This is a genomic window from Bhargavaea cecembensis DSE10, assembly GCF_000348905.1.
GTDB lineage: Bacteria > Bacillota > Bacilli > Bacillales_A > Planococcaceae > Bhargavaea > Bhargavaea cecembensis.
Window position 1 is genome coordinate 15,495 of record NZ_AOFT01000015.1, and the last position, 24,832, is coordinate 40,326.

Here is a 24,832-nt window from a genome sequence, read left to right on the forward strand (position 1 = left end):
TGTGGTTTCCCAACAATTGATAGACCGAAGAGGTGCAAGTGATCAGACACATGAACTGCAATCTGCGGAAGCTGATGGGGGGTGGGGCGGAACATTCCAACATTTCGGGCAGTTGTGCGTGAAATCCGATATAATAGAGAACAGTTGAGAGGAGGCCGATCCCATGATCCGGACAATTATTTTCGACTTGGATGATACCATTCTGTGGGACAAGAAAAGCATCCAGACGGCATTCGACCGAACATGCGAATTTGCCGCGGAAAAGACCAAAGTCGATCCGAAACAGCTGGAAGAAAAGGTGCGCGAATCGGCACGCGAGCTTTACGCTTCGTACGATACATATGAGTTCACCCAAATGATCGGCATCAATCCGTTCGAGGGGCTTTGGGGTTCTTTCGAGGATGAGGGCGATGATTTCAGGCGGATGCGCGACATCATCCGCACTTACCAGAAGGACGCCTGGACAAAGGGGCTGAAGAAAGTCGGCGTGGAGGATTACGAACTGGCGAATGAGCTGGTCGCGAAGTTCATCTCAGAACGCCGCAAAGCACCGTTTGTCTTTGATGAATCGTTCGAGGTGCTGGAAGCCCTGAAAAAGGACCACCGGCTCGTGCTCCTCACAAACGGTGCGCCTAGCCTGCAGAACGAGAAACTGACGATCACGCCGGAAATCTCGCAGTACTTCGATCTTATCGTCATCTCGGGCGACTTCGGGCGCGGAAAACCGGATGCCTCGATTTTCCGTCATGTTCTCGAGAAATCGGACACTCGGCCTGAAGAGGCGCTCATGGTCGGCGACAACCTGATGACCGATATCCTCGGTGCCAACCGTGCCGGCATCCGCTCCGTCTGGCTGAATCGCGAAGGCACCGAACCGCATCCGGAAGTGAAGCCGACCTACGAAATCGACCACCTCGGCAAACTGGCCGAAGTGATCAGTGATGCAAACAGATGAACAGCAAGGGGCTGTCCGGAAAGTAAGTATTAATGTGAATAAGCAAACGGCACGGACTCTGCTGACCAACGCTTTCGCTTTTGGTCGCAAAAGTGGTCGCTTACCGCGGGCCGGCGCCGAGCCCCGCGTGAAGCGGGTCTCGACAGCCCGGCTTTTCCCGCAGGACAGAAAAACCTCCTCGAAACCGCCTCGCACGAAGGAAATGCGAAGCATTTTCGAGGAGTCTTCCGGCGTCCGTGCCGTTTGCTATATGGCGGGCTGAATTCAGGTTTTTGGACAGCCCCTTCTTATTAAACAATTGTGCTTCCGCTTGGGCGGCAAGTCTCAAGCTGTAGACTTTTGATTCTTCGTCTCATTCTGTTTAGTTGTTGATTGGAGTGAAGGGTGGCGACTCCTGCGGAAATGGAAGTGCGGGAGACCCTGCAAGGGGCTTGATGCCTTCCCCGCGGAAAGCGTCCACCCGTAACGGAAATCAGCTGCTTACTTACTATAAAAGAATTAATAGAGAACTATACGATATAAAAATCTCTTCCAAAGACATGACTTCGGAAGAGATTTGTCTAAACATAGAAGGCTCCCGCCTGCGCGGGAGCCTTCTTTTCCTACTATTAAAGGTCAATCGTCCGGACTGCATGGATGTCTTCAATCTCAAGGAGGCGGCTGACTTCTTCAGGCTTCACTTCATTGTCGACGGTGATCATCATGATCGCGTCTCCGCCTGCAGCGGAACGGCCGACCTGCATGGTGGCGATGTTGATGTTTTCTTCCGCAAGGAGTGTGCCGACGCGGCCGATCGCACCCGGCTGGTCCTTGTGCTTGATGAGGAGCAGGTGGCCGGCCGGGACGACGTCGACGACATAGTCATCGACCTTGACGATGCGCTCTCCAAGACCGTTCAGCAAGGTGCCGGACACGCTGTGGGTCTCATCGCCGGCCTTCACTTCTACGGTGATCAGGTGCTGGAAGCCCTTCGACTGGGTCGTCTTGTGCTCGGAGACCCCGATGCCGATCGAATCGGCGAGGAACTTGGCATTGACGTCGTTCACATGCGTGCCGAGATTGCGCTTCAGGATCCCTTTTAGCGCATTGCGCGTGAGCGGCCGGACATCGAACTCGGCCAGGTCACCGGCATAGCGGATGTTCACCTCGGTCAGCGGCTTGTCGGCCAGATGGGAAATAAAGGCGCCGAGATCTTCGGCCAGATCGAAGAACGGCCCGATCTTGGCCAGGACTTCACGCGACACGGACGGCATGTTGACCGGGTTGCGCACAGGATTGCCGCCGAAGAAACGTACAACATCGCGGCCGACATCGATTGCGACGCTTTCCTGCGCCTCGATCGTGCTCGCGCCGAGGTGTGGCGTGGCGATGACCTGCGGCAGGTCGAGCAGCCGGTGGCCGACGAACGGCTCGGTTTCGAAAACGTCAAGTGCGGCGCCGGCGACCTTGCCTGATTCGATCGCATCATAAAGATCGTCTTCGTTGATGATGCCGCCCCGCGCGCAGTTGATGATGCGCACGCCGTCTTTCATCTTGGCGAAACGGTCCGCATTGATGAGATGGCGGGTTTCCTTCATGAGCGGCGTATGGACGGTGATAAAGTCGGCCGCAGCCACGACTTCATCAAGCGTGCCGACGGCAATGCCCATTTCCTTGGCGCGTTCCTCGGTCAGGAACGGGTCATAGGCGATGACCGACATGCGCTGTCCCTTGGCCCGGCGTGCGACTTCCGCGCCGATGCGGCCGAGGCCGACGATACCGAGCGTCTTTTCTTTCAGCTCGACACCGACAAACTTTTTCCGGTCCCATTTTCCTTCCTTCAGCGAGACAAAGGCCTGGGGGATGTTGCGTGCAAGGGCGGTCATCATGGCGATCGTGTGCTCTGCGGCGGAGTTGGTGTTGCCGTCCGGCGCATTCACGACGATGATGCCGCGCTCGGTCGCTGCTTCCAGGTCGATATTGTCGACACCGACACCTGCTCGCCCGATGATCTTCAGGTTGTCTGCCGCTTCGATCACTTCGCGGGTCACCTGGGTCTGGCTGCGGACTAGGAGAGCATCCGCGTCTTTCACTGCAGCAAGAAGCTCCTCGGGTGTCATGCCGGTCCGGATCTTGAGCTCGACGCCTTCCGCTTCACGGAGCGGCTGAAGCCCTTCTTCGCTGAGCGGGTCGCTGATGAGGATGACGGCGTTTTTCAATGCGGTTTTTTCGATCGTTGTATTCATTATTGAGGATCCCCTTTCCCTAGGTAAATCTGCTGAGCGGCGGCAACGCCTTTGCCGAGTTCAATCTCCTGGCCGGCCTTACGGATGCCGATTTCAATCATTGCGAGCGTCTGGAGCACATCACCGGGAGAGGCGTAGCCCATATGGCCGATCCGGAAGATGGCGTCTTTCAGGTGTTCCTGGCCGCCGGCGACAATCAGGTTAAACTCTTCCTTGAGCACTTTGCGCAGCTTGGCGGCATCGAAGCCATCCGGCCGGACCGCCGTGACGGTCGGGGAGGCGTCTTCGTCATTGGCAAGAAGCGGGATGCCGAGTGCCTTGAACGCGGCGCGGGTCATGTCTTTCATCAGTTCGTGCCGGGAAATGACTTCCCCGAATCCTTCTTCCTCGATCAGCCGGATCGCCTGCTCGAGGCCATAGAGGAGGGAAGTGGCGGGCGTGAACGGCGTCGAGTCCTTTTTCAGGTTGTCGCGGTACTTCGTGAAGTCGAGGTAAAATCCGCGGCGCGTGTTTTCCTCGATCACCTTCCATGCGCGGTCGCTGCAGGCGGCGAACATGAGGCCGCCGGGGAGCATCATCGCTTTCTGGGAGCCGGTGACGAGAATGTCGATGCCCCATTCATCCATTTTCGATTCGACGCCACCGATGCAGGAGACACCGTCGACGATAAACAATGCATCCGACTCATCGCGGACCGCCTGTGCCAGTTCGGCGACCGGGTTCAGGACGCCGGTCGATGTCTCGCAGAATGTGGCGAAGACCGCTTTGGTTTCCGGGTTCTTCCTGAGGGCTCCACGGATCTCTTCCGGCGAGACCGATTGTCCCCATTCCGTTTCAATCTCATGGACGGTCACCCCGTAAGCATCGAGGATCTTGACGAACCGCCTTCCGAACGCCCCGGTAACGGCAACGATGACTTCATCGCCTTCGCCGACCGTATTGACAACTGCGGCTTCAAGGCCGGATGTTCCGCTCCCCGCAAAAATCATGACGTCCTGTTCAGTTCCGAATACCTTTTTGAGTCCCGGGCGGATGCGCCGGATCAGTTCGGCGGTTTCGCTTGCGCGGTGGCCGACCATCGGCTGCGCCATGGCGCGCTGTACGCTCGGCGGTACCGGTGTCGGTCCTGGAATACGTAGATACTGTTGGTCTTTCAGCATGTCTGTTTCCTCCTCGTCCAGATCAAAATGAAATGAAAAAAGCCATTCGTCCCCTGCAGTTTCTGCAAGGGGCGAACGGCTTTTAGCCACGCGGTGCCACCCTTTTTCGCCGCCGGGATCCGGCAGCCTTCATTGACATGGATAACGGCCACGGCCGGACGGGCATACTCGGTTCAGCCCGCCAACATCAGGAGCGGAACGCCCGGGGGGGATTGCCGGTTTGCACCAACCACCGGCTCTCTGGGAATCCCTATATCCCTGACGCATGTCTCCCTCGAAATTGTTAGACGATTTCTTAAGTTGTGACTATCATAACACGCTAAAAATGGATGTCAACCCATCATTCGTGTTTTGTATGTTTATTAATCAATCGCTTAAAGTTCTGAAAGGGTTTTCAACATGAAAAGCATGAAATTAAGTATTTCTGCAGTCTAATGTTCGTGTTTTTGTTCATTTTTGAACAGGTTTATCCGGCTGGCCCGGATTAAACGGCTTTGCTCCGAAGGTCAAAACTGTTGGCTTGAATCCGCGCGAAGCGGGAATACCAAGAAAGATAAGAGGATTTTACAGGCGAAAGGAGTTCATCACGTTGGAAAATGTCATTGTGGGTTATTTCAGTGAGGAACAGGCCGCGCTTGACGCGCTGGCAAAGCTGGAAAACATGCAGAAAGCAGATGGGGAGACGCAGATTGCGCAAGTCGGCATCTTCAAGAAAGACCAGGGGATGATCAGTCTGCGCCGCTCCTTTAATACGGGAGCTGAAGCGGATGAGTCGATCATCGGCGGCATCATCGGAGGAGTTACAGGGGTCATCGCAGGACCGGTCGGGACACTGCTCAGTGTAGGGGTCGGCGGTTCGGTCGGCACGGAAGAGAATGCGCCTCATATGATGCCCGATGCCAATCTCTTCTGGTCGATGACGCTTCGCATGAAGGACGAGCATATTGCCATCGTCGCGGTGGTTCAGGAATTGGACCAGACGCCGCTGGACCGGCTGTTTGGAGGGTACGAAGCCGTCACCGAACGCTTCGGGGCTGCTGAAGTCCAGGAAGAGATCGAACATGCCCGAAATGTCCAGGACCGGCTGGAAAAGCTTGTCCGCGATGAGCTGTCGGCGGAACCTACCGCCCAGCGGGGCAAGAGGGTGCAGGATCTGAAAGTCACCGTAAAATCCGATTTTGCCAACCTGATGGCCGGACGGCAATAATCACACGGTCCGTATATCCAGAAAATCAGGCTGATATCATCCGGTACGCTTCAATGCAGGGAGCATACCGGATTTTTGTCTTCTCGGTACCGCAGATGGACCGACCCTTATTCTCTGAAATATCAGCAAATAATGGTAAACTGGTGGAATAGGTACATAAGACGTATAGCGGAGAAGGGGGAAGTGTTCTGATGAAGACAGTGAATGAGAAGCTGTATGACTATCTGCTGGTAAACGCGGAAAAGATGACGGATGAATGGCTGTCAAAACGGGATTTAAAAATCGGTTCGGTCTACTCATCCGCAGCCGATGATCAGGCGGTCGGAATGCTCCGCAAACAGAATCGGCTGACGATCCGTTCCATCGCAACGCGTCTGTCCGGGCAGTCAGGCCATTTTGAGGCATTGAAAAAGAAATGGGCCGAGTTGGTGGCGGAAAGCCGGATCCGGAGCAATACGCCCATCCATGAAGTGTTCGATGCGGTCATGAGGTTCCGGACCATCTACTGGTCATTTATCGAACGTTTTATCCGCGCGAATAATGATGAGGTTCTGCGCGCGGATGTCTTGCGCTGGGGAAGCGAAATGAATGAGGCGTTTGATGAGTTATTCCATGAGTTCTCAGTGACCTACCATGAAATAACAGAAGAACGGCTGATTGCACAGCAGTCGCTGATTCAGGAGCTGGGTACGCCTGTGATCAAAATCGACGGGGAGAGGGGCATCCTTCCGCTGATCGGCGATATCGACACCGACCGGGCGCGGATCCTGAAAACCGTCGTGCCGGAGCGGTGTTCGGAGCTGGATATCACTCACCTGTTCATCGACCTGTCCGGTGTCACGATCATCGACACGATGGTTGCCCAGCAGATGTATGAGCTAACCCAAATCCTCGGACTGCTCGGCATCCGTTCCACCGTGACCGGTATCCGGCCGGAGATCGCGCAGACTTCCATCCATCTCGGACTCGACTTCGGCATGATCTCTACCTATGGTTCGCTCAGGCAGGCGCTGGAGGAAACAAGGGGACAGGGAAGGTAACACGATTACATAACAGGCCGCCGGCGTGCGGCCTTTTCTCATTGGCGCCAATGCCCAGAAACTCCTCCCTGCGTCTGAAACGTAATGTTTTTGGGTAAAGGACAAACAATACAGGTTGCATCACGATCGTGTGGGGAGGAAACAGCATGAAGACTAGAGGCAGGAGACAAAGTTCAAATATCGAGGACCGCCGCGGACGGGGCGGAGCGGGCGGTTTCGGTGGCCCGATCGCAATCGGCGGAGGTGGGCTCGGAATTGTCGGGATCATCCTGTTCCTGCTGTTTGGCGGCGGCCTCGACGGGCTATTCGGCGTAGGCGGCTCCGATCAGGCCGGTTCGGGAGGGCAGCAAGGCGGCACCGGCTATGTGGAGACGGCAGAGGAAGAGGAACTGGCGGATTTCGTCGGAGTCGTTCTTGCTGATACAGAAGAGATCTGGGGCGAGATATTCGAGGAGAATGGCATGGTCTATCAGGAGCCGACACTCGTCCTTTATACGGGAAGCGTCCAGTCAGCATGCGGCTTCAACAGTGCTGCAGTCGGACCGTTTTATTGTCCGGGCGACCACAAGCTCTATATCGACCTGAGCTTTTACAATGAACTGAAAAACCAGTTTAATGCGCCGGGGGATTTTGCCATGGCCTATGTTGTCGCACATGAAGTCGGGCACCATGTCCAGACGCTTCTCGGCGTAAACGAAGAAGTGAACCGGATCCGCCGGCAGGTGAGTGAGGAAGAGTACAACCGCTATTCGGTCGCCATGGAGCTTCAGGCCGACTACCTGTCAGGTGTCTGGGCAAAGCATGCCCAGGAAAGAGGGTATCTTGAGGAAGGCGACTTCGAGGAAGCGATGAATGCGGCCAGCGCCATCGGGGATGATACGATCCAGCGACGGTCCCGCGGATATGTCGTTCCGGAAAGCTTTACCCACGGAACGTCCGAGCAGCGGATGGAATGGTTTAACCGGGGATTTGAATACGGTGACCTCGAGCACGGCGATACGTTCTCCGCACTTCTGAAATAACAGCAAAAGACGCCCGGCCATGATGGCGGGCGTCTTTTGCGTGTTGCTTAGGAAATTATAAAACGTCACTTTGTGGATACTGCTATTCACATAGCGTCCGCGGCCAGCTCCAGCGCCCAGCAACTAGCAAACTTCACCCTTCTCCACTGCGATCAGTCAACATCGGCTCGTTCCTCGCCGTGTTTCCTTTATCTCATTGCGAAGGGCTCCAGTTTGTACGTTGCTGAACGGGCGCCTGCGCTTTTGTTCTTATTCTTTGATGAACTTGACGATCTTCGGTGCCGCGAGGAAAAGGATGATCCCGAGGACAATCGACAGTCCTCCGATGGTCCCGAAGTACAGGTTTTCGGTTTCCGGCGTGTTGAGCTTGACGATCTGTGCGTTGATCGCCTGTGCCGCCGCGTTCGACAGGAACCAGAGGCTCATTGTCTGAGCGGAGAATGCCGCAGGCGCGAGGCGCGTAGTGGCCGCGAGTCCGACAGGCGACAGGCAGAGCTCACCGAGGACAACGAGGAAGTAGCTCAGGACAAGCCACATCGGGTTGACCAGCGCGCCTTCTCCGCTGAGCATGCCCGGAAGCAGGATGACGAGAAACGACAGGCCCGCAAACAGAAGACCGAACGAGAACTTCCGCGGAATCGACGGGTTCCGGTCTCCGAGACGTGTCCACATCCAGGCGAACAACGGCGCAAGGACGATGATGAACAGCGGGTTCAGCGACTGGAACCAGGCAGGCGAAATTTCAAATCCGAACGCGTTCAGGTCGGTCCGCTTGTCCGCGTATCGGGCAAGGATCGTGGAGCCTTGTTCGGCGATCGCCCAGAACATGACCGATGCGATGAACAGCGGGATATAGGCAATCAGACGTGACTGCTCCGTTGGCGTGGTTTTCGGGCTGCGGTACATGACGATGAAATAAACGGTCGGAATCAGGATCCCGAGTACACCGACAAGCGCGATGACGCCTTCGATTGTGACCCAGCCCCGCGGAATCATTACGGCCAGGACCGCTGCGATGGCAACCAGGCCGATGACCGTATATTTCGTCCAGTTTTTCTTTTCCTGGGGTGACAGCGGATTTGGAACCTGTGTGCCGGCAAGGCCCAGGTTCTTTTTCTTGGTGATGACGAACGTGACAAGACCGATGAACATCCCGACAGCAGCGGCAGCGAAACCAAGATGGAAGCTCGTTTTCATGAGTTCACCGACGATCAGCGGTGCAATGAAACCGCCGAGGTTGATTCCCATGTAGAAGATGGAGAACCCGGCATCCAGACGGTGGTCATCTTTAGGATAAATCTCTCCCACTGCGCTCGATACGTTCGGCTTAAGCAGTCCCGTACCGATGACGATCAGCACCATCGAGACGAAGAACAGGGCGACACTGCCCGGAATGGCCAGGGCGATATGGCCGAACATGATGAGGATCCCGCCGTAGAAGACGGCTTTCGATGTGCCGAAGACCCGGTCGGCAAGCCAGCCGCCGATGATCCCGGACATATAGACGAGCGAGCCGTAGATCGACATGATCGAAAGGGCGAGCGGTTCGCTCATGCCAAGGCCGCCCTCCGACACTTCGTAGTACATATAGAAGACAAGGATGGCCCGCATCCCATAGTAAGAAAAGCGTTCCCAAAATTCCGTGAAGAACAGAGTGAACAGCCCTTTCGGGTGGCCGAAGAACCCTTTTTGAGGGACACTCTCGACTATTTCACGGTGCGATAGACGCGACATATTGTGCTACCTCCTTAATTGTAGACCATATTATACTACTCCCGGCATTTTCAATTGTCAAAAATAATTTATTCCAGTTATTAATCAAGAATAGAAGGGTTATTCAGAATACGATAGTTATACTGAAATAGAGAAATTCATGGACGAATTCATTCTCTTAACAATTAATAGTGATCATGTTTTCTATTCTTACCTGCCTCTTTCTGCTGTTTTCGAACCCAGGTGATGGCAAAGGGATATAAAACACCCCGGTTGCACGCACTTGGCGTGATTCCGGGGTGTGACTGTCCTGTTCATCGCTTGCCTTTCAGTTCCTGTTCGAACTCCCCGGGCGTCGTGACTCCGAGGGAATCAAGGGCATTGATGCCTTCTACGCTTTCGGCATACGGATCGGCTCCGGCCTCATAAAGGAGAAGCGCGATGTCATAATACTCGAAATCAACCGCGGTGGTGAGGGGAGTGCCATGAATGTCGCTGGCATTCGGGTCGGCCCCCGCGTCAATGAGGATGGCGGCTGCCGAAGCATTGCCTGCATAGGCGGCATAGTGAAGCGCGGTCGTCCCTTCTTCGTCGGTATCTTCAAGATCCGCTCCGTCCTCGATCAGGCTCCTGAGCCGGTCATCATCGTACTCAGAGACGGCATCAGAAAGGGGGGGCAGATCGACCTCTTCGTAAAACGCCTCCTGTTCGGAGAAAGCAGCCGGCATCAGATTGCCATAAACCAGGCCGCCACCGGCAAAGGTAACGATGATGCCGACATAGGCCGCTGCCGCTGCCGCAGCCAGGCCTGAGGCCCAGAGCGCAATCCGTCCGTTGTTCTGCCGGTAGTGGGGCGTGCCCTCGACCTGCATGAAATGGCCGACCGCCTGTACACGTTTCGGCAAGTTCGGATGCGAAGATAGGATTTCGCTCAGCCAGACGGCCCCGTTTGATTCAGAATGGATCTGCTCAAGCCAGACGGTCTCGTGGACTTCCCGGTAGACGCCCTTGCCGGCACCGAGCAAAGTGAGTGCACGCTTGGCCGCCACGCCGTCACCGGTGACCAAGGCGGCTTCCCGGTCGCAGGAATACTCGCAGGACCGGCTGTACGCCTGGGATAGGAACGGGATAAAGCGCGCCGGCATGATGAGCAGGTTTTTCCAGATATGCCGCCGGCGGATATGGGCCAGCTCATGGGCAATGATGAAATCAAGTTCTTTCTCGCCCTGCTCGCGTGCCAGATCAAACACCTCGGAGTACAGGACGATCATATTCCTCCCGAAAAAACGTGTCGCAAAGGCGTTGAGCGCGCCTTCTGACTGCACAAGGAAGATGTCCGGCACGGTGCGGAGCCCCATCTTGGCGGACAGTTCCGCTGCCCGTCCATACACATCTGAAAACTGCCGTTCTGACAGGCGGACGCCGTTGCCCCGGACTGAACCGAGCATGATCGAATTTGTAAACAGGACGAACGCGAACACGACCAGCGCGATGCCAATGCCGATGATGGACACCGCGGCGGCCAGGTAGATCAAAACGCTGACGATGACCGAGAGGATAAAGTAGACCGTTTCCCTCGGTGAAGTAACCATATTCAGATTCATGTTGGCTCCCCTTTTGATTAATTGGCGAATGAGTCTTTTTCTTCCATTCTGCTTCATTAAATCTAGCTTTTGACAGTGGTCCCGTCAACAGGATCATCGAATTATGTCTAAAGTTGTAGAAAGTATTGACTAAATGAAATCGCTTTCTTATGCTGGTGTGGAATATAGTGTGCCGGCAGGAAATAAAAGAGAATACCGGTGCGAGGGGAGCAGCAAATGAGCAAAACCGAATCAACCATCCAATTTGTCCCTGTTGTCGTCGGAGGTAATCGCGGTGCATACAGCCTGGCGCGAGCGTTTTATGAAGCATACGGGGTTAAGACAAATGTGATCAGCCCAATGATCATCGGGCCCATAGAGAATTCCAAGATCCTGAAAAACTATGTCCAGCCGGAAATTGATCGCCCTGACCGGTTTTTCGAAACCATCAGGCAGATCGACCGGGATTTTCCGGGGATCAAGAAAATCATCGTCGGTGCGGATGACCGCTATGCCGAAATGCTGGTCCGGCTTCAGGACCGGTTCCCTGAACAATGGGTCGTTCCGTACGTTTCAAAGGAAGTGTTCGGGCGGGCGACCAACAAGGAAAGTTTTTATGAGGCCTGCGAAAAGGCCGGCGTGCCGTATCCGAAAACGCTGGTGATTACGGAGCTCGAGGAAAAGCTGCCCTTCGCTTTCCCGATCGTGATGAAACCGGCCGACTCACCGTCGTATCAGGCACTCCATTTTGCCGGGAAGGAAAAAGTCTTTTTTGTGAAATCCGAGGAAGAATACCGGAGGATCTATCGTCTGATGCGGGAGGGCGGCTATAGCGAGCCGATCGTGCTGCAGGAGTATGTTCCCGGAGACGACCGGTCCCTTGCCGTGGTGACCGCCTATACATCCCCGGAAGATCAGGAGGTCAAGCTGATCGTCTTCGGGCAGATCCTGTTGGAGGACCACACACCTTCCGGCATCGGCAACCACCTCGCCATCCTGACAAGGCCGGAAGACAGCATCACGGAAGATGTGCGGAAACTAATTGCCGAAACCGGATTTACCGGATTCTCGAACTTTGATCTGAAGTACGATAAACGAACGGGCAGATATGTATTTTTCGAACTGAACGGACGGCTCGGTGTCAGCAACTACTACGTCACCGCTGCTGGCCACAATCCTGCAACCTATTACGTGGACGACCGCATCAGGAAGCTGAAGCTCGGCACAGTCGTAAACAAGGAGGAAGCGCTTTTTAATGTCGTGCCGAAAAGCCTCCTTCTGAAACAGATCAAGTCGGCTCAGCTCCGCACAAAGGTGAAGTCGCTGTACCGGGAGGACAGGGCGTTTCACCCGCTCGAGGCGGACTTCGAGACGAACGTGAAGCGCAAGGCGGTAGTCTGGGCATCCACTATCAACTATTACAGGAAGTTCAGGAAGCACCCGCCGAAAGTTTAAGAGTCGCGTTGGTCTGACTGCCGGTCCTCAGCGGTTAAGCATCCATCAGAAAAGGGTATGTCCTGGAAGACAAGTCTTTTCTGAACGGGGGCGCATAGATTGAACAAGGTCTTTACCGCGATCTCATTTGTCGGCGTTCCGCTCGTTGTAGCGGGCTCCGCCCTCCACTGGACAAGTCTGGTCATGTTCATCCTGTGTTGTGTAAGCATCATTGGCCTGTCCGCAATCATGGGAAGGGCGACAGAATCGCTGGCCATCGTATCCGGACCGCGGATCGGCGGTTTGCTGAATGCGACGTTCGGGAACGCAGTCGAGCTGATCATTTCCATCTTCTCTCTGAAGGCGGGGCTGGTCGGCATCGTCCTTGCTTCCCTGACCGGGTCCGTTATCGGGAACTTGCTTCTTGTACTTGGGCTGTCATTTTTCCTGGGCGGCCTCAAGCACAAGCGCCAGAACTTCAGTTTGCGGGATGCCCGCTATAATGCCGGACTCTTGATATTCGCCATCATTGTCGCGTTCGTCATCCCGGAGATCTTCTCCCAGGGCATGGACGATCGCGGCACGATCAGCCTGAGCATCGGGATCTCGGTCATCATGATCCTGCTTTATCTGGCGGGGCTGTTCTTTAAGCTGGTTACACACCGCGGTTTTTTCACGGGTTCCGACAAGGAAAGCCATGGCAAACCGGAGGAAGAGGAAGAGGCGGAATGGTCGAAGGGCAAAGCCATCCTCATCCTTCTTCTGGCGACGGCCGCTGTGGCATTTGTCTCAGAGAACCTGGTCCATACATTTGAGGACATCGGAGAGCGCTTCGGATGGTCGGAGCTCTTTATCGGGGTCATCATCGTCGCCATCGTCGGAAATGCCGCTGAGCACGCCTCCGCCCTGATCCTGGCGGTCAAGGACAAGATGGACGTATCCGTCGAGATTGCCATCGGTTCAACGCTCCAGGTCGCCATGTTCGTTGCACCTGCCCTGGTCCTCATTTCCCTGATGATGCCGGTGCAGATGCCGCTTGTGTTTACAGTCGCGGAATTGGTTGCGATGATCACAGCGGCACTGCTCACGGTCGTCATCACCCTTGATGGGGAGTCAAATTGGTTCGAAGGGCTGACCCTGCTTGCCGCCTATCTGATCATGGGCATCGGGTTCTTCTTCCTTTGACCGATGGAACAAATCCGGTTTCGTTTTCGTCCAATGAGGGAAAGATGAAGTCGGTATCATCATGAGCAAGGAGAAGAATGCACCATGAGAGAATTACATGAAGGTCCGATGGATGAAAAAAAGCAGTCCATCATCGATAAGCTGGTGGATGAAGGGATTTTCAAGATCGACGGCAAGCAACTGTATGAGCTGCCCATCTATACATTATTGAAGCAATACACCGAACTTCAGGAACAATAATCATTGCCGGACGGCCATCAGCCGGCCGGCTTTTTCTAATCGGAGGGATCAGGATGCAGAACGAACGACTTGAACGCATCCGGGATGAATGGCTGGAAGAGGCAAGCATCCGGGAGATGCAGGAAAAGATGGAGAAAGGAGACGTTACGGCAGAGGAGCTCACGGTCATGTACCTCTCGCGGATTTCGGAATACGGCCGCAATGTCAACGCTGTCCTTGAAGTGAATCCGGATGCGCTGCAGATCGCAAGGCAGCTGGACTATGAGCGCCAGGTAAAGGGCGCACGGTCTCCGCTTCACGGCATTCCTGTCCTGCTCAAAGACAATATGGACACCGGTGACAAGATGCACACCAGCTGCGGATCGCTTGCCCTTGCCGATCACTACGCTGCGGAAGATGCCTTCCTCGTCAAAAAGCTTCGGGAAGCCGGAGCGGTCATTCTCGGCAAGACGAACATGACCGAGTGGGCCAACTTCATGTCCGACAAGATGACGAACGGCTACAGCTCAAGGGGCGGACAAGTCAAGAGCCCATACGGCCAGTTTGACTGCGGCGGCTCCAGTTCGGGGGCGGCTGTCGCGGTTGCGGCGAATCTGGCTGCGGCTTCGGTCGGGACAGAGACAACCGGGTCCATCATCGAGCCGGCCGTGCAGAACAGTCTTGTCGGGATCAAGCCGACCGTCGGCGCCATCAGCCGGGCCGGTGTCATCCCGCTGTCCGTCACGCAGGACATCCCCGGGCCGCTTGCCCGCGATGTGGAAAGTGCGCTGCTGATGTTCCGGGAGATGGTCGGCGAAGATCCGGCGGACCCGGTCACATCTCTTAGCGATGTGTGGGAAGGCAGGGACTGGGAAGCCTGCCTGGATCCGGATGCGCTGAATGGCGCGCGGATCGGCGTCGCACGCAACATCTTCGAAAACGAGGCCGACAGCCGGATCCAGGACCTGTTTGACAGGAAGCTGGACGTGCTGAAGGCGTGCGGAGCGGAAATCATCGATGACATCGACCTCGGCGTCATGGAAAATGACCTTGGCTATGATGTGCTCATGCACGAGTTCAAGGCAGCCGTGAACGCCTACCTCGGCAAGACGCCTGCAAGCAATCCGATCCGGACCCTGTCTGACGTGATTGAGTTCAACAGCCAGCATCCGGAGGAAACGCTGAAATTCGGCCAGAATATGCTCGAGCAGTCGGACCGGACATCCGGCACGCTGACGGAGCGGGCCTATCTGGAGGCGCTGGAGCGCAACCGCCATCTGTCGTCCGAAGTGGCGCTGGAGCGGGCATTCCGGGAGCACGATATCAGTGCCCTCGTCTTCCCTCAGTCCCATGGCCTCAGCTTCGGTGCCGCAGCCGGCTATCCCGGGGTGGCGGTACCCGCGGGGAAGACGGAAGAAGGAGAACCGTTCGGCATCGCCTTCTACGGCAGGGCGTTCGCGGAGCCGCTCCTGATCGGGTTCGCCTGTGCATTTGAGCAGCGGGAAAAGGGGCGTGTCAAGCCGCCGAATGAGTGACTGAGCATAAGAGAAATGTATGGGGGCTTCAGGATAGAAGTCCCTTTTTCTTGTTAAGTGAGACGTTGACATATCGGTGTGAGACGTTGACATCGTTCATTGAGACGTTGACATATACAACTGCCATCGATACTACCGGGAGCAGCCGCCAAAAGACGGCGCGCACCCGCTGTGCTAAAATAAAGCCATCAAGGATTGAAACGGGGAATGGATGATGAGTTGGATTGAACGGCTGGAGCCGCAATTCCGGGAAAAGTGGACATTTGAAGAGGAGATGCCGATCCAGTCGAAGATGATTCCCGCGATGCTCGACGGACGGGACATCGTCGCGGAATCGCCGACCGGATCGGGCAAGACACTCGCCTATGTTATCCCGCTGCTGATGCTTGTCGACGGAACATCAAAGAAAACGGAGGCGCTTGTCATGGCGCCGTCCCAGGAGCTTTGCATGCAGATCGTCGAAGTGTTCCGGGAATGGACGGAAGGCACGGACGTCACGGTCACGCAGCTGATCGGCGGCGCGAACAAGCAGCGCCAGATCGAGAAGCTGAAAAAGAAGCCGACGATTGTCGTCGGGACGCCTGGGCGCGTCTGGGAACTGGCCAATGACCGGAAGCTGAAGATGCACGACATCCGACACATCGTTCTGGACGAGGGCGACCAGCTTCTGGGGCGCGACCACCGGACCGATGTGAAATCACTGATCGGGGCCGCCGCATCCGACTGCCGGGTCGCGGTCGTCTCGGCTACGATCACCGATGAAATCCGGCTCGTTGCGGAGCGGTTCATGGATGATCCGCTCCAGCTGAAAGTGACTGCGGAAGAGCTGCCGAAGCAGGGAGAGGTCACCCATTCATTCATCAAGGTGGATGAACGCGACAAAACGGACCTGATCCGGAGGCTTTCCCATGTGGAAGGCTTGCGGGGACTGGCTTTCATCAATAACACCGACCAGCTGCTCATGAAAGAGTCGAAGCTGAAATTCCAGGACGCGCCGGTTGCCGTCCTCCACTCCGGCATGAACAAGATGGAGCGCAAACAGGCGCTTGACGGGTTCCGTGACGGCACGGTGCGCATCCTGATCGCGACCGATGTTGCGGCTCGCGGGCTCGACATCACCGGCCTGACCCATGTGATTCATATCGACGTGCCGCGCACCGAAGAGCAGTACACACACCGTTCGGGCAGGACGGGGCGCGCGGGCGCAGACGGGGAAGTGCTGTCGTTCGTATCGTATCCGGACGAGAAGACGTACCGGAAGCTGACCCGTGCACTGCCGGGCAAACCGGTCCAGAAAGTCTGGCACAAGGGAAGCCTGATAGAAGGCTCATCCAAGACCGTGCAGGCTGCATCATCCGGGAAGCCCGCGGGCAATGCAGGGAAAGGCCAGCGTAACAGCAAGCAAAAAGAAGGGAACAAGGGCGGCAAACGGCGATGAGGCTGTTCGTTCTCCTCGTCGGCGCGCTGTTGCTGCTTATCCCGCAGACAGGCCCCGTTAAGGCGGCCGCCCCTGCCGCCTATGTCGCGCTCGGCGATTCCCTGGCGGCCGGACAGACGCCTAACCGGGCGATTGACCTCGGCTATGCGGACATGATCGCGATGGAGCTGCGACGGCATGTGCCGATCGCCTTTTATTCGAAGGACCTCAGCTATCCGGGGCTCACGAGCGGCCAGGTGCTGGAGCGGGTGAGATCGGATGAAGCAAGGCCGGTTCTGGAACAGTCCACACTGATTACGGTTTCCGCTGGCGCCAATGACCTGCTCGGGCTGGTGCGCTATAATCCGCGGGCCGGTACGCTCGCCTATGACCGGATCCCGGCCGATTATGCGCTGAACGGCGTCAGGAAGAATGTGGCGGCAATCCTGGATGAGCTGGCGGAGCGGGCACCACGGGCGACTGTCTATGTCATGGGTTATTATTTCCCCTATCCCCATGCCCGCGAAGAGATGAAGCCGGGACTGCGGAAAGAGCTCGGCCGGCTGAATGCCATCCTGAAGCAGGAGGCTGAGGCCGCAGGCGCCGTCTTCGTACCGGTCGAAGAGGCATTTGCAGCCGAAGGCAGCCAGCTGCTCCCAAACCCGGCGGATGTCCATCCTTCATTGGAAGGCTACCGCCGGATGGCGAACGCCTTCTTTGAAAACTCCCCGTACGGGCTGACTGTCCAGCCGTGGGAAGTGCCGCCGCCGAACCCGGTTTCTTTCGAGGAAATGAACCGGCGGATGCAGGAGGCGGACGGACGGAGTGCCGATGCCGGCGATGAAACACCGACCCGAATCGCTGTCGATGAACAACTTCAGGGCATCCATGCCATTTACTTTAACCCCTCCGAATTGCCGGAGGGGGTTTTTTCATATGAGGCGCGAAACGTTGACGATCTTAGGTGAGACGTTGATTAAGTTTATTGAGACGTTGACAATCTTTGATGAAACGTTGATTAACTTCATCTAAACGTTGACGATCTCAGAGCAGCGTCACAAACCCAAAACCCCCGCCGATCCCGGCGGGGGGGCGTCTGTCCATCTGAATTCCGGTTTATTCCAGCCGCGGTGCGGGCAAGCTGGACTTATCGCTTCAGCAGCCGCGGCGCTGTGCTGAACAGGAGGGCGCAGGCGGCGGCTGTCAGGATGATTGACGGGATCATGTAGCCCGCGTTGTAGACGATCGAATACCACCAGACGTTGTCACCCGCGTCAATGGCAGCGGCACCGAAGAATACGACGCCCGACAGGACATGCATGATGTAGCGGAGCAGCCCGCCGATGACCGTGCCGATCACGATGCCGGTCACCATCCGGCCCTTCACGCCGGAATCGGCGCCCCGCAGCACCATCGGCCTCAGGAAGGCGGCGGCGCCGATGACGACAAATGCCGCGATGTAATCCAGGAAGCCCTGCACCGGGTGGATGATATAGGCACCGGCAAATGTCTGGAGAATGCCGAGGATCAGCCCGGTGAGCAGGCCGCCCCCGAGCCCCCAGCGAAAGGCCATCAGGACGATCGGCACCATCGTGAGACTGATGGAACCGCCCTGGAACCAGAGTTTGATGGAAATCTGATCGAGAACAAAGCCGATCGCCGAAAAGATGGCGACCTCGATCAGGAATTGAAGACGTTCGTTGCGTTGCATTAAAGATTCCCCCATTTTTCTGTTGTCGCAAGATGGGGATGATGACCATTAAAAAAGCGTCCGGGACAGAGCCGGACGCCTGCAGGCATCGTTTTCCATCCACATCCCTGCGCAAGCATGACCTTACAGGTTCAAAGGGTCTGGGCGCCGGACGCCCACTCTCAGCCGCATCCGCGGCTCCCCTTGTGGTTCAGTTATTCAGTATGGACACTCCAAGTGTAGACTACCCGCCCGCTGTTTTCAACCTGTCCCGGCATACGATGGAAACAGCTGTGCCACATTCGGAAGGAGGGCAACATGGACAACCCGCGCCTCATCGCCTCATTCAATTACTTCAGTATCCTGTTCGCACCCGTCCTGTTTCCGCTTGTCCTGCTTTTCGCATCGGGCGACGGGCTGGTCCGGCGCCACGCGAAGCGGGCGCTTGTCATCCAGCTCCTTCCGGCCGTGCCGCTCGCGGCCCTTCTTGTCACGACCTTCATCGCGGCAAACGAAGTGAGGGAAGCGGCGTTCACCGGCACGGTGCCGTCTTTTGGGCATGCCGGCACTGCCGCCGTGCTGACCCTAATGTATGCGGTCATGCAGGGGGCGGCGTTTGTCTGGTGTGCCGCGGCGGGGATCCGCGCGCTGAGAACGTGACTGTTTGGCGCCGGTCCGGTCTGTGGTATAGTGGAAATTGAATCCACAGAAGGAAGTGCTGAATCGAATGATCGCGAAGACGACCGAAGACTTCGAGAATCTCAAAAAAATCGGGCGCATCTGTGCGGAAATCCGCGATGCGCTGAAAGACGCCGCGAAACCCGGAGTCACAACCAAGCAGCTGGATGACATGGCCGGCCGCATGTTCGAGGAAAAGGGGGCCGTCTCCGGTCCGAAGGGCGAGTATGATTTTCCCGGCTTCACATGCATCAGCGTCAACGAAGTGGTGGCGCATGGCATTCCGGATGACTATGTGATCAAGGATGGCGACATGGTCAATATCGACGTATCCGGATCGTACAACGGGTACTTTGCCGATACGGGCATCTCGATCGTGGCCGGGGAGCCGGACGAGGAAAAGCAGAAACTGATTGACGTCGCAAAGTCGGCGCTCGACAGGGCGTTGGAGAAGGTGAAGCCGGGCGGCCGGCTGAACCAGATCGGCAAGGCGGTCAGCCGGGAGGCGAGCGACAACGGCCTGCATGTCATCAAGAATCTGACGGGCCACGGCGTCGGCCGCTCCCTGCATGAAGAGCCGAGCCACGTGCTGAACTATTATGACCGATGGGACACCACTCTCCTGAAAGAGGGCATGGTCCTCGCGGTCGAGCCGTTCATCTCCCAGAAGGCAGAACACATCATCGAGGGCGGAGATGGCTGGGCGTTCATCACGCCTGACAAGTCGCTTGTCGCCCAGATCGAGCACACCGTCATCGTCACCGCAGACGGCCCGCTCCTCATCACAGACATCAGCGAAGACTAAAAAACGGTCCCGGGAATTTCCCGGGACCGTTTTGCGTATGAATCATGTGTTAATCTTCTGCCGTTCGCGGCGCTTTTTGGCCTTGCCGCCTGCTGACGATCATCCAGGTGATGACGGCGCCGGCAAGGAACAGCGATGCCGCTGAAACTAGAGGCTCGTCCAGCCCGTTCCTTGCGGCGACCATGAGAGACATCCAGACAAAGACACCGGCGAACATATCATCCTTGTGATGATAAAGGAAATGAAGCGCGGCTGCAGCTGCAAATGTCAGCGTAATGATCGCCCAGAGCGCATCACTCAGGCCCAGTCCGCCCCAATCATTCTCCTCAAGCGTATAGTGGATCGCAACCAGGAGGCTGAAGAAGAAATAGGAGAAGATCCCCGATATGGGAACCCGTCCCGAAAGGCGGTTCTCCTTTTTCGGATAAGTGAAGTAGAGGGCGGCCAGAACGGCCAGCATGGCGACTTCCGATGCTGTGAACAGGACAAAGCGCTCTTCCTGCCATGTAATGAGTTCGATGATGTGGAGAATGGAGGCCGCGATAAACAGGGCGGCACGCAGATTCGCAGTCGAGGGCCTATCCGCCTGTCCGCCGCCCCGGAGAACATACAGCCCCAGAAGCGGCACGAGGACAATCAGGATCAGCGTCGAGTAAATGGACGGCATGAAGACGACCGGAAGCCGCGCGGCAATCTCCCCGGCGGGCCGCCCGAATGCCGGCATGAACATTGCCGAGGCATGGAAGCCGACCGCCGCAATCAGGGCGATCCCCATCAACAGTTTTCGGATCAATCTTCTTCACCTCCTACCCGTATTAGTATACATGGGATTTCGGGCGTTTACGGCGGAAAGTGTGACGCTTTTTTGCCAGTTGGCAAGTTTCGCCTTCCGAACAACCGTGTTATAATTGTAACGGAATTGTTTTTAGAAAATTGGCAAACAGTCAGGGGGAATTGGGATGTCAACAACCACGTATCCGGTCACCTGGGATCTGGAGACGTTTTTCAGCGGCGGTAGCGAATCTGAAGAACTTCGTGCCCATCTTGATGAAGGTGCGGAAAAAGTCAGCAGCTATGCGGAAGCGGTCGCTGACTTCCGCACACCGGAAGCCGCAGACACGGCAGGGGAGGTCGCAGCCCTGATCGAAGAGACAAAGAACACCGCGGCCCACCTGAGGGAATCCGGTGCAGTCATCGGATGCTTCCTGGCACAGGACACGACCGACAAAAAGGCGCACCTCCTGCAGGGGGAATCGTCCGCGCTCGGCGCAAAGTTCCAGACGGCGTTCATGTCGTTCCAGCAAAAGCTGGCAAAGACCGATGAGAAGATCTGGAATGCGCTGATCGCTTCCGGCGAACTGAAAGAGTTCTCGTTCATCCTGGATGAATGGCGCAAAAAGGCCGGGGCCAAACTCCCGGAGGAGCAGGAAGCGCTGATCACGGCGCTGTCCGTTGACGGCTACCACGGCTGGGGCGAGCTGTACGACCTGCTTGTTGGAGACATGCAGGTGAAGGTCAAAGTGGACGGAGAGGAGAAGGTTCTTTCCGTCGGTCAGGCGAACAACCTCGGCACCCATCCCGATCCCGCAGTCCGCAAAGAGGCATTTGAAAAGCTGGAGGCGGCATGGGCCGAAAAAGAGGAGTTTTTCGCGAAGGCGCTCAACTCCCTCGCAGGCTTCCGCCTCCAGGTTTATGAGAAGAGGGGCTGGGACGAGGTCCTTCGTGAGCCGCTTGAGTATAACCGGATGAAGCAGGAGACGCTCGATGCGATGTGGGGGGCCATATCGGCCAACAAGCAGCCGTTCGCGGAATACCTGAATCGCAAAGCCGCCCTTCTCGGAAAAGAGCAGCTTGACTGGTATGACTTTTTCGCGCCGGTTTCCGAATCAACCGCGAAACTGGATTATCAGGAAGGCGCAGAATTCATTCTGAAGCATTTCGGAAAGTTCGGTCCGGAACTCGGGTCGTTCGCCCGCATGGCATTCGAGAACGGCTGGATCGAGGCGGAAGACCGTCCGAACAAGCGCCCGGGAGGCTTTTGCACCGGCATGCCGCTGTCCGAGGAATCCCGTATCTTCATGACATACAGCGGCTCGATGTCGAACGTTGCCACTCTTGCACACGAGCTCGGGCATGCCTTCCACTCCTATGCACTCCGTCCCGTCCATCAGCTGAACAGGCAATATGCGATGAATGTGGCGGAGACTGCTTCGACATTCGCCGAGATGATCGTGGCCGACGCGGCCGTAAAGGAAGCGCAATCCAAGGAAGAAAAGATCGCCCTGCTTGAAGACAAGGCTCAGCGCAGTGTTTCCTTCTTCATGAACATCCATGCGCGCTTCCTGTTTGAAACGAGGTTCTACGAAGAGCGGAAAAAGGGCATCGTCTCGTCCCACCGCCTGAACGAACTGATGGAAGAAGCGCAGCGCGAGGCCTATGCAGGAGCGCTCGGCGAGGCGCACCCGCACTTCTGGGCGTCCAAACTTCACTTCTACATCACGGGGGTTCCGTTCTACAACTTCCCGTACACCTTCGGCTACCTGTTCTCCCTCAGCATTTATGCCAAGGCGCTCGAGGAAGGGGAGGCGTTCGAAGAAAAGTACATGGCGCTCCTCCGCGACACGGCCATCATGACGACCGAGGACCTGGCGATGAAGCATCTTGGCGAAGACATCACAAAGCAGGACTTCTGGGAAAAGGGCGTCCGGCTCTGCATCAGGGACGTGGAAGAGTTCCTCAGCCTGACGTCCGGTGAAGGGTGAGCCGACGTGATCACGCTGAAAGGCGAGAGGGTCATCCTTCGTGTCCTGACCGACGATGACGCACTTGCCATGACCAACCTCGTATCCAGGAACAAGCACTACTGGTCGGTTTATGAGCCGCGGCATGACAGCTCCTACTACACGGTCGGCGTCCAGCGCGAGAAGATCCGTGAGTCGCTCCAGCAGCTCAGGGAAAAGCGGGAATACAGTTTCGGCATTTTCCGTGCGGAAGACGGCCGCCTGATCGGCCACATCTCCCTGTATGGGCTGAAGCGGCTGCCTTTCCTGAGCGGCTTTGTCGGTTACTCCGTCGACCAGGGGGAAGCGGGGCGCGGCATTGCGACCGAAGCGCTGAAGCTGGTGCTGCAGTTCGGGTTCGAGCGGGCGGGTCTCCACCGGATCGAGGCCTATGTGTCCCCGAGGAACCAGGCTTCGGTCCGCGTGCTCGAGAAGGCCGGCATGGAGAGAGAGGGCCTGCTGCGCCAGCTGCTTTTCATCAACGGTGTCTGGGAGGATCACTACATCTATTCCATCATCGAGGATGGACATTGAAAGGGTAAGGCCGCTTTGCGGAAACCCATTGCAAAACTGAGGACCCTGTTTCGGCCGTGAGCCGGACAGGGTCCTTTTGCTATGTATGAATATAAAGAAGCCCGGGAGGCAGGGGGCTGCGTCCCGGGTTGGCGTTCAGATTCAGTTTGCAACTTTGCGCATCGTTTTGATCGTGCCCAGCGCCTTGCCGGTGCCGAACACGACGGCCTTCATCGGATCAGGGGAAGTGTGGACCGGTACGGAGATGACCTGTGACAGCCAGTCCTGCACGCCGTTCATGAGGGCGCCGCCGCCTGTTAGGACGATACCCTGGTCGACGATGTCTCCGGACAGTTCCGCCGGGCATTGTTCGAGCGTTGTGCGGATCGCTTCAAGAATGGTTTCAAAGCCTTCTTTCAGGCACTGCTGGATATCACGGGAGTGGAGGCTGATCGTCTTCGGCAGGCCGGTGACGACATCACGGCCCCGGATGTCCATCGTTTTCGCCTCATGGGCGATCGGCGCGAAACCGATTTCCTTCTTGATGGCTTCAGCCGTCTGCTCTCCGATGATGAGGTTGTGGCGCTTCCTGAGGTGATGGATGATTTCCTCATCCATCTTGTCGCCGGCGAATTTCACGCTGTTGGAAGAGACAACACCGCCAAATGAGATGATGGCGACTTCGGTTGTGCCCCCTCCGATATCAACGATAACGTTGGCAATCGGCTCGCTCACCGGAAGGTCCGCCCCGATGGCCGCCGCCACCGGCTCTTCGATCAGATGGACTTCTTTTGCGCCGCCGGACTTCACAGCGTCCACGATCGCGCGCTGTTCGACGGATGTCGCGCCGCATGGGATCGATACGACCACGCGAGGCTTCCGGAGAGTCTGGCCGAGTTTCTTGGATGCCTTGGCCATGGCGGATTTAAGCAATTCGGCTGTCATGTCATAGTCCGCAATGACGCCGTCACGGAGCGGACGGATGGCCGTGATCTGCTCGGGCGTTTTTCCGAGCATCACTTTCGCTTCGTTGCCGATGGCAATCAGCCGTCCTGCAGGGTCAACTGCGACGACAGAGGGTTCATCAAAGACGATTTCTTTGGATTTTGTATAGATAAGTAAATTGGCAGTGCCAAGATCGATGCCGATATCAGTAGAATTCCACATATAAATTGCCTCCCGGTGACGGTACTTTCTGCTGATGATAAGTATAGTAGAAAATAGCCTGTCCGCAAATTGGTGGATATTGGAATGTGACAAAGCGGAGTAGATCTGAAGGGCTATATGAAACCTGATATTGGAAATTCCTTAAAGCGATATGGACAGAATGTTACAGGATTCTTCATTGTCTGCAATCAGATTGTAAGAGAAATTTCATCTGAAATAAAAAAGAACTGCCGGAGAACCGGCAATTCTTTAGGAGTCAAGGGTATAAGTTTTCTCGGGTCTCTCGTCGATGTTAACCGAGTCTTCCGAGAACATGGCTTTCTTGAGGAAGTGAATCATAATCAGCATGCCGAAAAGCAGCAGGACCGTGAAACCGATAACTGTTGTAAACATCAGCCACATAGCAGAATGCTCCTCTCTAATCTTGTTCCTATTACATTTCTATAGCTCATTATACTACAGAATATGCCTGTTTTTAATAGGACATTGCTGGAATCCTGCTGA

At 56.3% G+C, this 24,832-nt stretch carries 22 protein-coding genes and 1 riboswitch; of the genes, 14 read left to right on the top strand and 8 right to left on the bottom strand.

Features of this window, described 5'->3' with window-relative positions; genetic code table 11:
• The first annotated feature begins 163 nt into the window (after positions 1–163).
• The gene (locus C772_RS12600; RefSeq protein ID WP_008300515.1) at positions 164–955 is read left to right on the top strand and encodes an HAD family hydrolase; all 792 of its coding nucleotides are present in this window, start codon (positions 164–166) and stop codon (positions 953–955) included.
• A 608-nt stretch (positions 956–1,563) separates the two neighbouring features.
• On the opposite strand, the gene serA is transcribed toward C772_RS12600, so the two are convergent.
• Together serA and C772_RS12615 are read right to left on the bottom strand one after the other, a co-directional pair.
• Positions 1,564–3,180 carry a phosphoglycerate dehydrogenase gene (gene serA, locus C772_RS12610; RefSeq protein WP_008300516.1) on the bottom strand — a complete coding sequence of 539 codons (1,617 nt, stop codon included), beginning with the start codon at positions 3,178–3,180 and terminating at the stop codon, positions 1,564–1,566.
• Positions 3,180–4,340, bottom strand: coding sequence for a pyridoxal-phosphate-dependent aminotransferase family protein (locus tag C772_RS12615; protein WP_008300518.1), 1,161 nt, complete (start codon positions 4,338–4,340; stop codon positions 3,180–3,182). The genes serA and C772_RS12615 overlap by 1 nt, the downstream gene beginning before the upstream one ends.
• Before the next feature lie 589 nt (positions 4,341–4,929).
• On the opposite strand from C772_RS12615, the gene C772_RS12620 reads away from it, so the two are divergent.
• From C772_RS12620 to ypfJ, 3 genes are all read left to right on the top strand, one after another.
• A complete protein-coding gene (locus tag C772_RS12620; RefSeq protein WP_008300520.1) occupies positions 4,930–5,547 on the top strand; it encodes a hypothetical protein in 618 nt (205 codons plus the stop codon).
• A gap of 191 nt (positions 5,548–5,738) precedes the next feature.
• The gene (locus tag C772_RS12625; protein ID WP_008300521.1) at positions 5,739–6,587 is read left to right on the top strand and encodes an STAS domain-containing protein; all 849 of its coding nucleotides are present in this window, start codon (positions 5,739–5,741) and stop codon (positions 6,585–6,587) included.
• Positions 6,588–6,733: 146 nt separating this feature from the next.
• Positions 6,734–7,609: a KPN_02809 family neutral zinc metallopeptidase gene (ypfJ, locus tag C772_RS12630; RefSeq protein WP_008300524.1), complete on the top strand. Its 876-nt coding sequence runs from the start codon at positions 6,734–6,736 to the stop codon at positions 7,607–7,609.
• A 249-nt stretch (positions 7,610–7,858) separates the two neighbouring features.
• On the opposite strand, the gene C772_RS12635 is transcribed toward ypfJ, so the two are convergent.
• Entirely contained in the window at positions 7,859–9,343 is a 1,485-nt protein-coding gene (locus C772_RS12635) for a peptide MFS transporter (RefSeq protein ID WP_008300526.1), read from the bottom strand.
• A gap of 293 nt (positions 9,344–9,636) precedes the next feature.
• Positions 9,637–10,926: a M48 family metallopeptidase gene (locus tag C772_RS12640; RefSeq protein ID WP_008300528.1), complete on the bottom strand. Its 1,290-nt coding sequence runs from the start codon at positions 10,924–10,926 to the stop codon at positions 9,637–9,639.
• 216 nt (positions 10,927–11,142) lie between these two features.
• Here C772_RS12640 and C772_RS12645 point away from each other — a divergent pair, with 216 nt between their 5' ends.
• The 6 genes from C772_RS12645 to C772_RS12665 all read left to right on the top strand — a co-directional run bounded on the left by C772_RS12645 (position 11,143) and on the right by C772_RS12665 (position 17,663).
• Positions 11,143–12,360, top strand: coding sequence for a carboxylate--amine ligase (locus tag C772_RS12645; RefSeq protein ID WP_008300529.1), 1,218 nt, complete (start codon positions 11,143–11,145; stop codon positions 12,358–12,360).
• Between the two features lie 99 nt (positions 12,361–12,459).
• Complete coding sequence (gene cax, locus C772_RS12650) at positions 12,460–13,524, top strand: calcium/proton exchanger (RefSeq protein WP_008300530.1); 1,065 nt, start codon at positions 12,460–12,462, stop codon at positions 13,522–13,524.
• An 84-nt stretch (positions 13,525–13,608) separates the two neighbouring features.
• Complete coding sequence (locus C772_RS16430) at positions 13,609–13,764, top strand: Fur-regulated basic protein FbpA (RefSeq protein WP_008300531.1); 156 nt, start codon at positions 13,609–13,611, stop codon at positions 13,762–13,764.
• A 53-nt stretch (positions 13,765–13,817) separates the two neighbouring features.
• Positions 13,818–15,278, top strand: coding sequence for an amidase family protein (locus C772_RS12655; RefSeq protein WP_008300532.1), 1,461 nt, complete (start codon positions 13,818–13,820; stop codon positions 15,276–15,278).
• 214 nt (positions 15,279–15,492) lie between these two features.
• Positions 15,493–16,716: a DEAD/DEAH box helicase gene (locus C772_RS12660; RefSeq protein ID WP_008300533.1), complete on the top strand. Its 1,224-nt coding sequence runs from the start codon at positions 15,493–15,495 to the stop codon at positions 16,714–16,716.
• Positions 16,713–17,663: an SGNH/GDSL hydrolase family protein gene (locus tag C772_RS12665; RefSeq protein WP_008300534.1), complete on the top strand. Its 951-nt coding sequence runs from the start codon at positions 16,713–16,715 to the stop codon at positions 17,661–17,663. The genes C772_RS12660 and C772_RS12665 overlap by 4 nt, the downstream gene beginning before the upstream one ends.
• A gap of 179 nt (positions 17,664–17,842) precedes the next feature.
• Here the strand turns inward: C772_RS12665 and thiT are convergent, their stop codons facing one another.
• Complete coding sequence (gene thiT / locus C772_RS12670; protein ID WP_008300536.1) at positions 17,843–18,406, bottom strand: energy-coupled thiamine transporter ThiT; 564 nt, start codon at positions 18,404–18,406, stop codon at positions 17,843–17,845.
• 87 nt (positions 18,407–18,493) lie between these two features.
• A riboswitch (TPP riboswitch) is annotated at positions 18,494–18,600 on the bottom strand.
• Between the two features lie 103 nt (positions 18,601–18,703).
• On the opposite strand from thiT, the gene C772_RS16185 reads away from it, so the two are divergent.
• Positions 18,704–19,045: a DUF4870 domain-containing protein gene (locus C772_RS16185; protein WP_008300537.1), complete on the top strand. Its 342-nt coding sequence runs from the start codon at positions 18,704–18,706 to the stop codon at positions 19,043–19,045.
• Positions 19,046–19,112: 67 nt separating this feature from the next.
• Complete coding sequence (map, locus tag C772_RS12680; protein ID WP_008300540.1) at positions 19,113–19,868, top strand: type I methionyl aminopeptidase; 756 nt, start codon at positions 19,113–19,115, stop codon at positions 19,866–19,868.
• A gap of 49 nt (positions 19,869–19,917) precedes the next feature.
• Here map and C772_RS12685 read toward each other — a convergent pair whose 3' ends face one another.
• Positions 19,918–20,661 carry a hypothetical protein gene (locus C772_RS12685; RefSeq protein ID WP_008300543.1) on the bottom strand — a complete coding sequence of 248 codons (744 nt, stop codon included), beginning with the start codon at positions 20,659–20,661 and terminating at the stop codon, positions 19,918–19,920.
• Between the two features lie 166 nt (positions 20,662–20,827).
• Between C772_RS12685 and C772_RS12690 the strand changes: the two genes are divergently transcribed.
• Complete coding sequence (locus tag C772_RS12690) at positions 20,828–22,630, top strand: M3 family oligoendopeptidase (RefSeq protein WP_008300545.1); 1,803 nt, start codon at positions 20,828–20,830, stop codon at positions 22,628–22,630.
• A 6-nt stretch (positions 22,631–22,636) separates the two neighbouring features.
• Positions 22,637–23,182, top strand: a complete 546-nt coding sequence (locus tag C772_RS12695) for a GNAT family N-acetyltransferase (protein WP_008300547.1) — start codon at positions 22,637–22,639, stop codon at positions 23,180–23,182.
• 141 nt (positions 23,183–23,323) lie between these two features.
• Here C772_RS12695 and mreBH read toward each other — a convergent pair whose 3' ends face one another.
• Positions 23,324–24,328, bottom strand: a complete 1,005-nt coding sequence (mreBH, locus tag C772_RS12700; RefSeq protein ID WP_008300548.1) for a rod-share determining protein MreBH — start codon at positions 24,326–24,328, stop codon at positions 23,324–23,326.
• Positions 24,329–24,577: 249 nt separating this feature from the next.
• Positions 24,578–24,730: a hypothetical protein gene (locus C772_RS16750; RefSeq protein WP_008300550.1), complete on the bottom strand. Its 153-nt coding sequence runs from the start codon at positions 24,728–24,730 to the stop codon at positions 24,578–24,580.
• Positions 24,731–24,832: the final 102 nt, after the last annotated feature.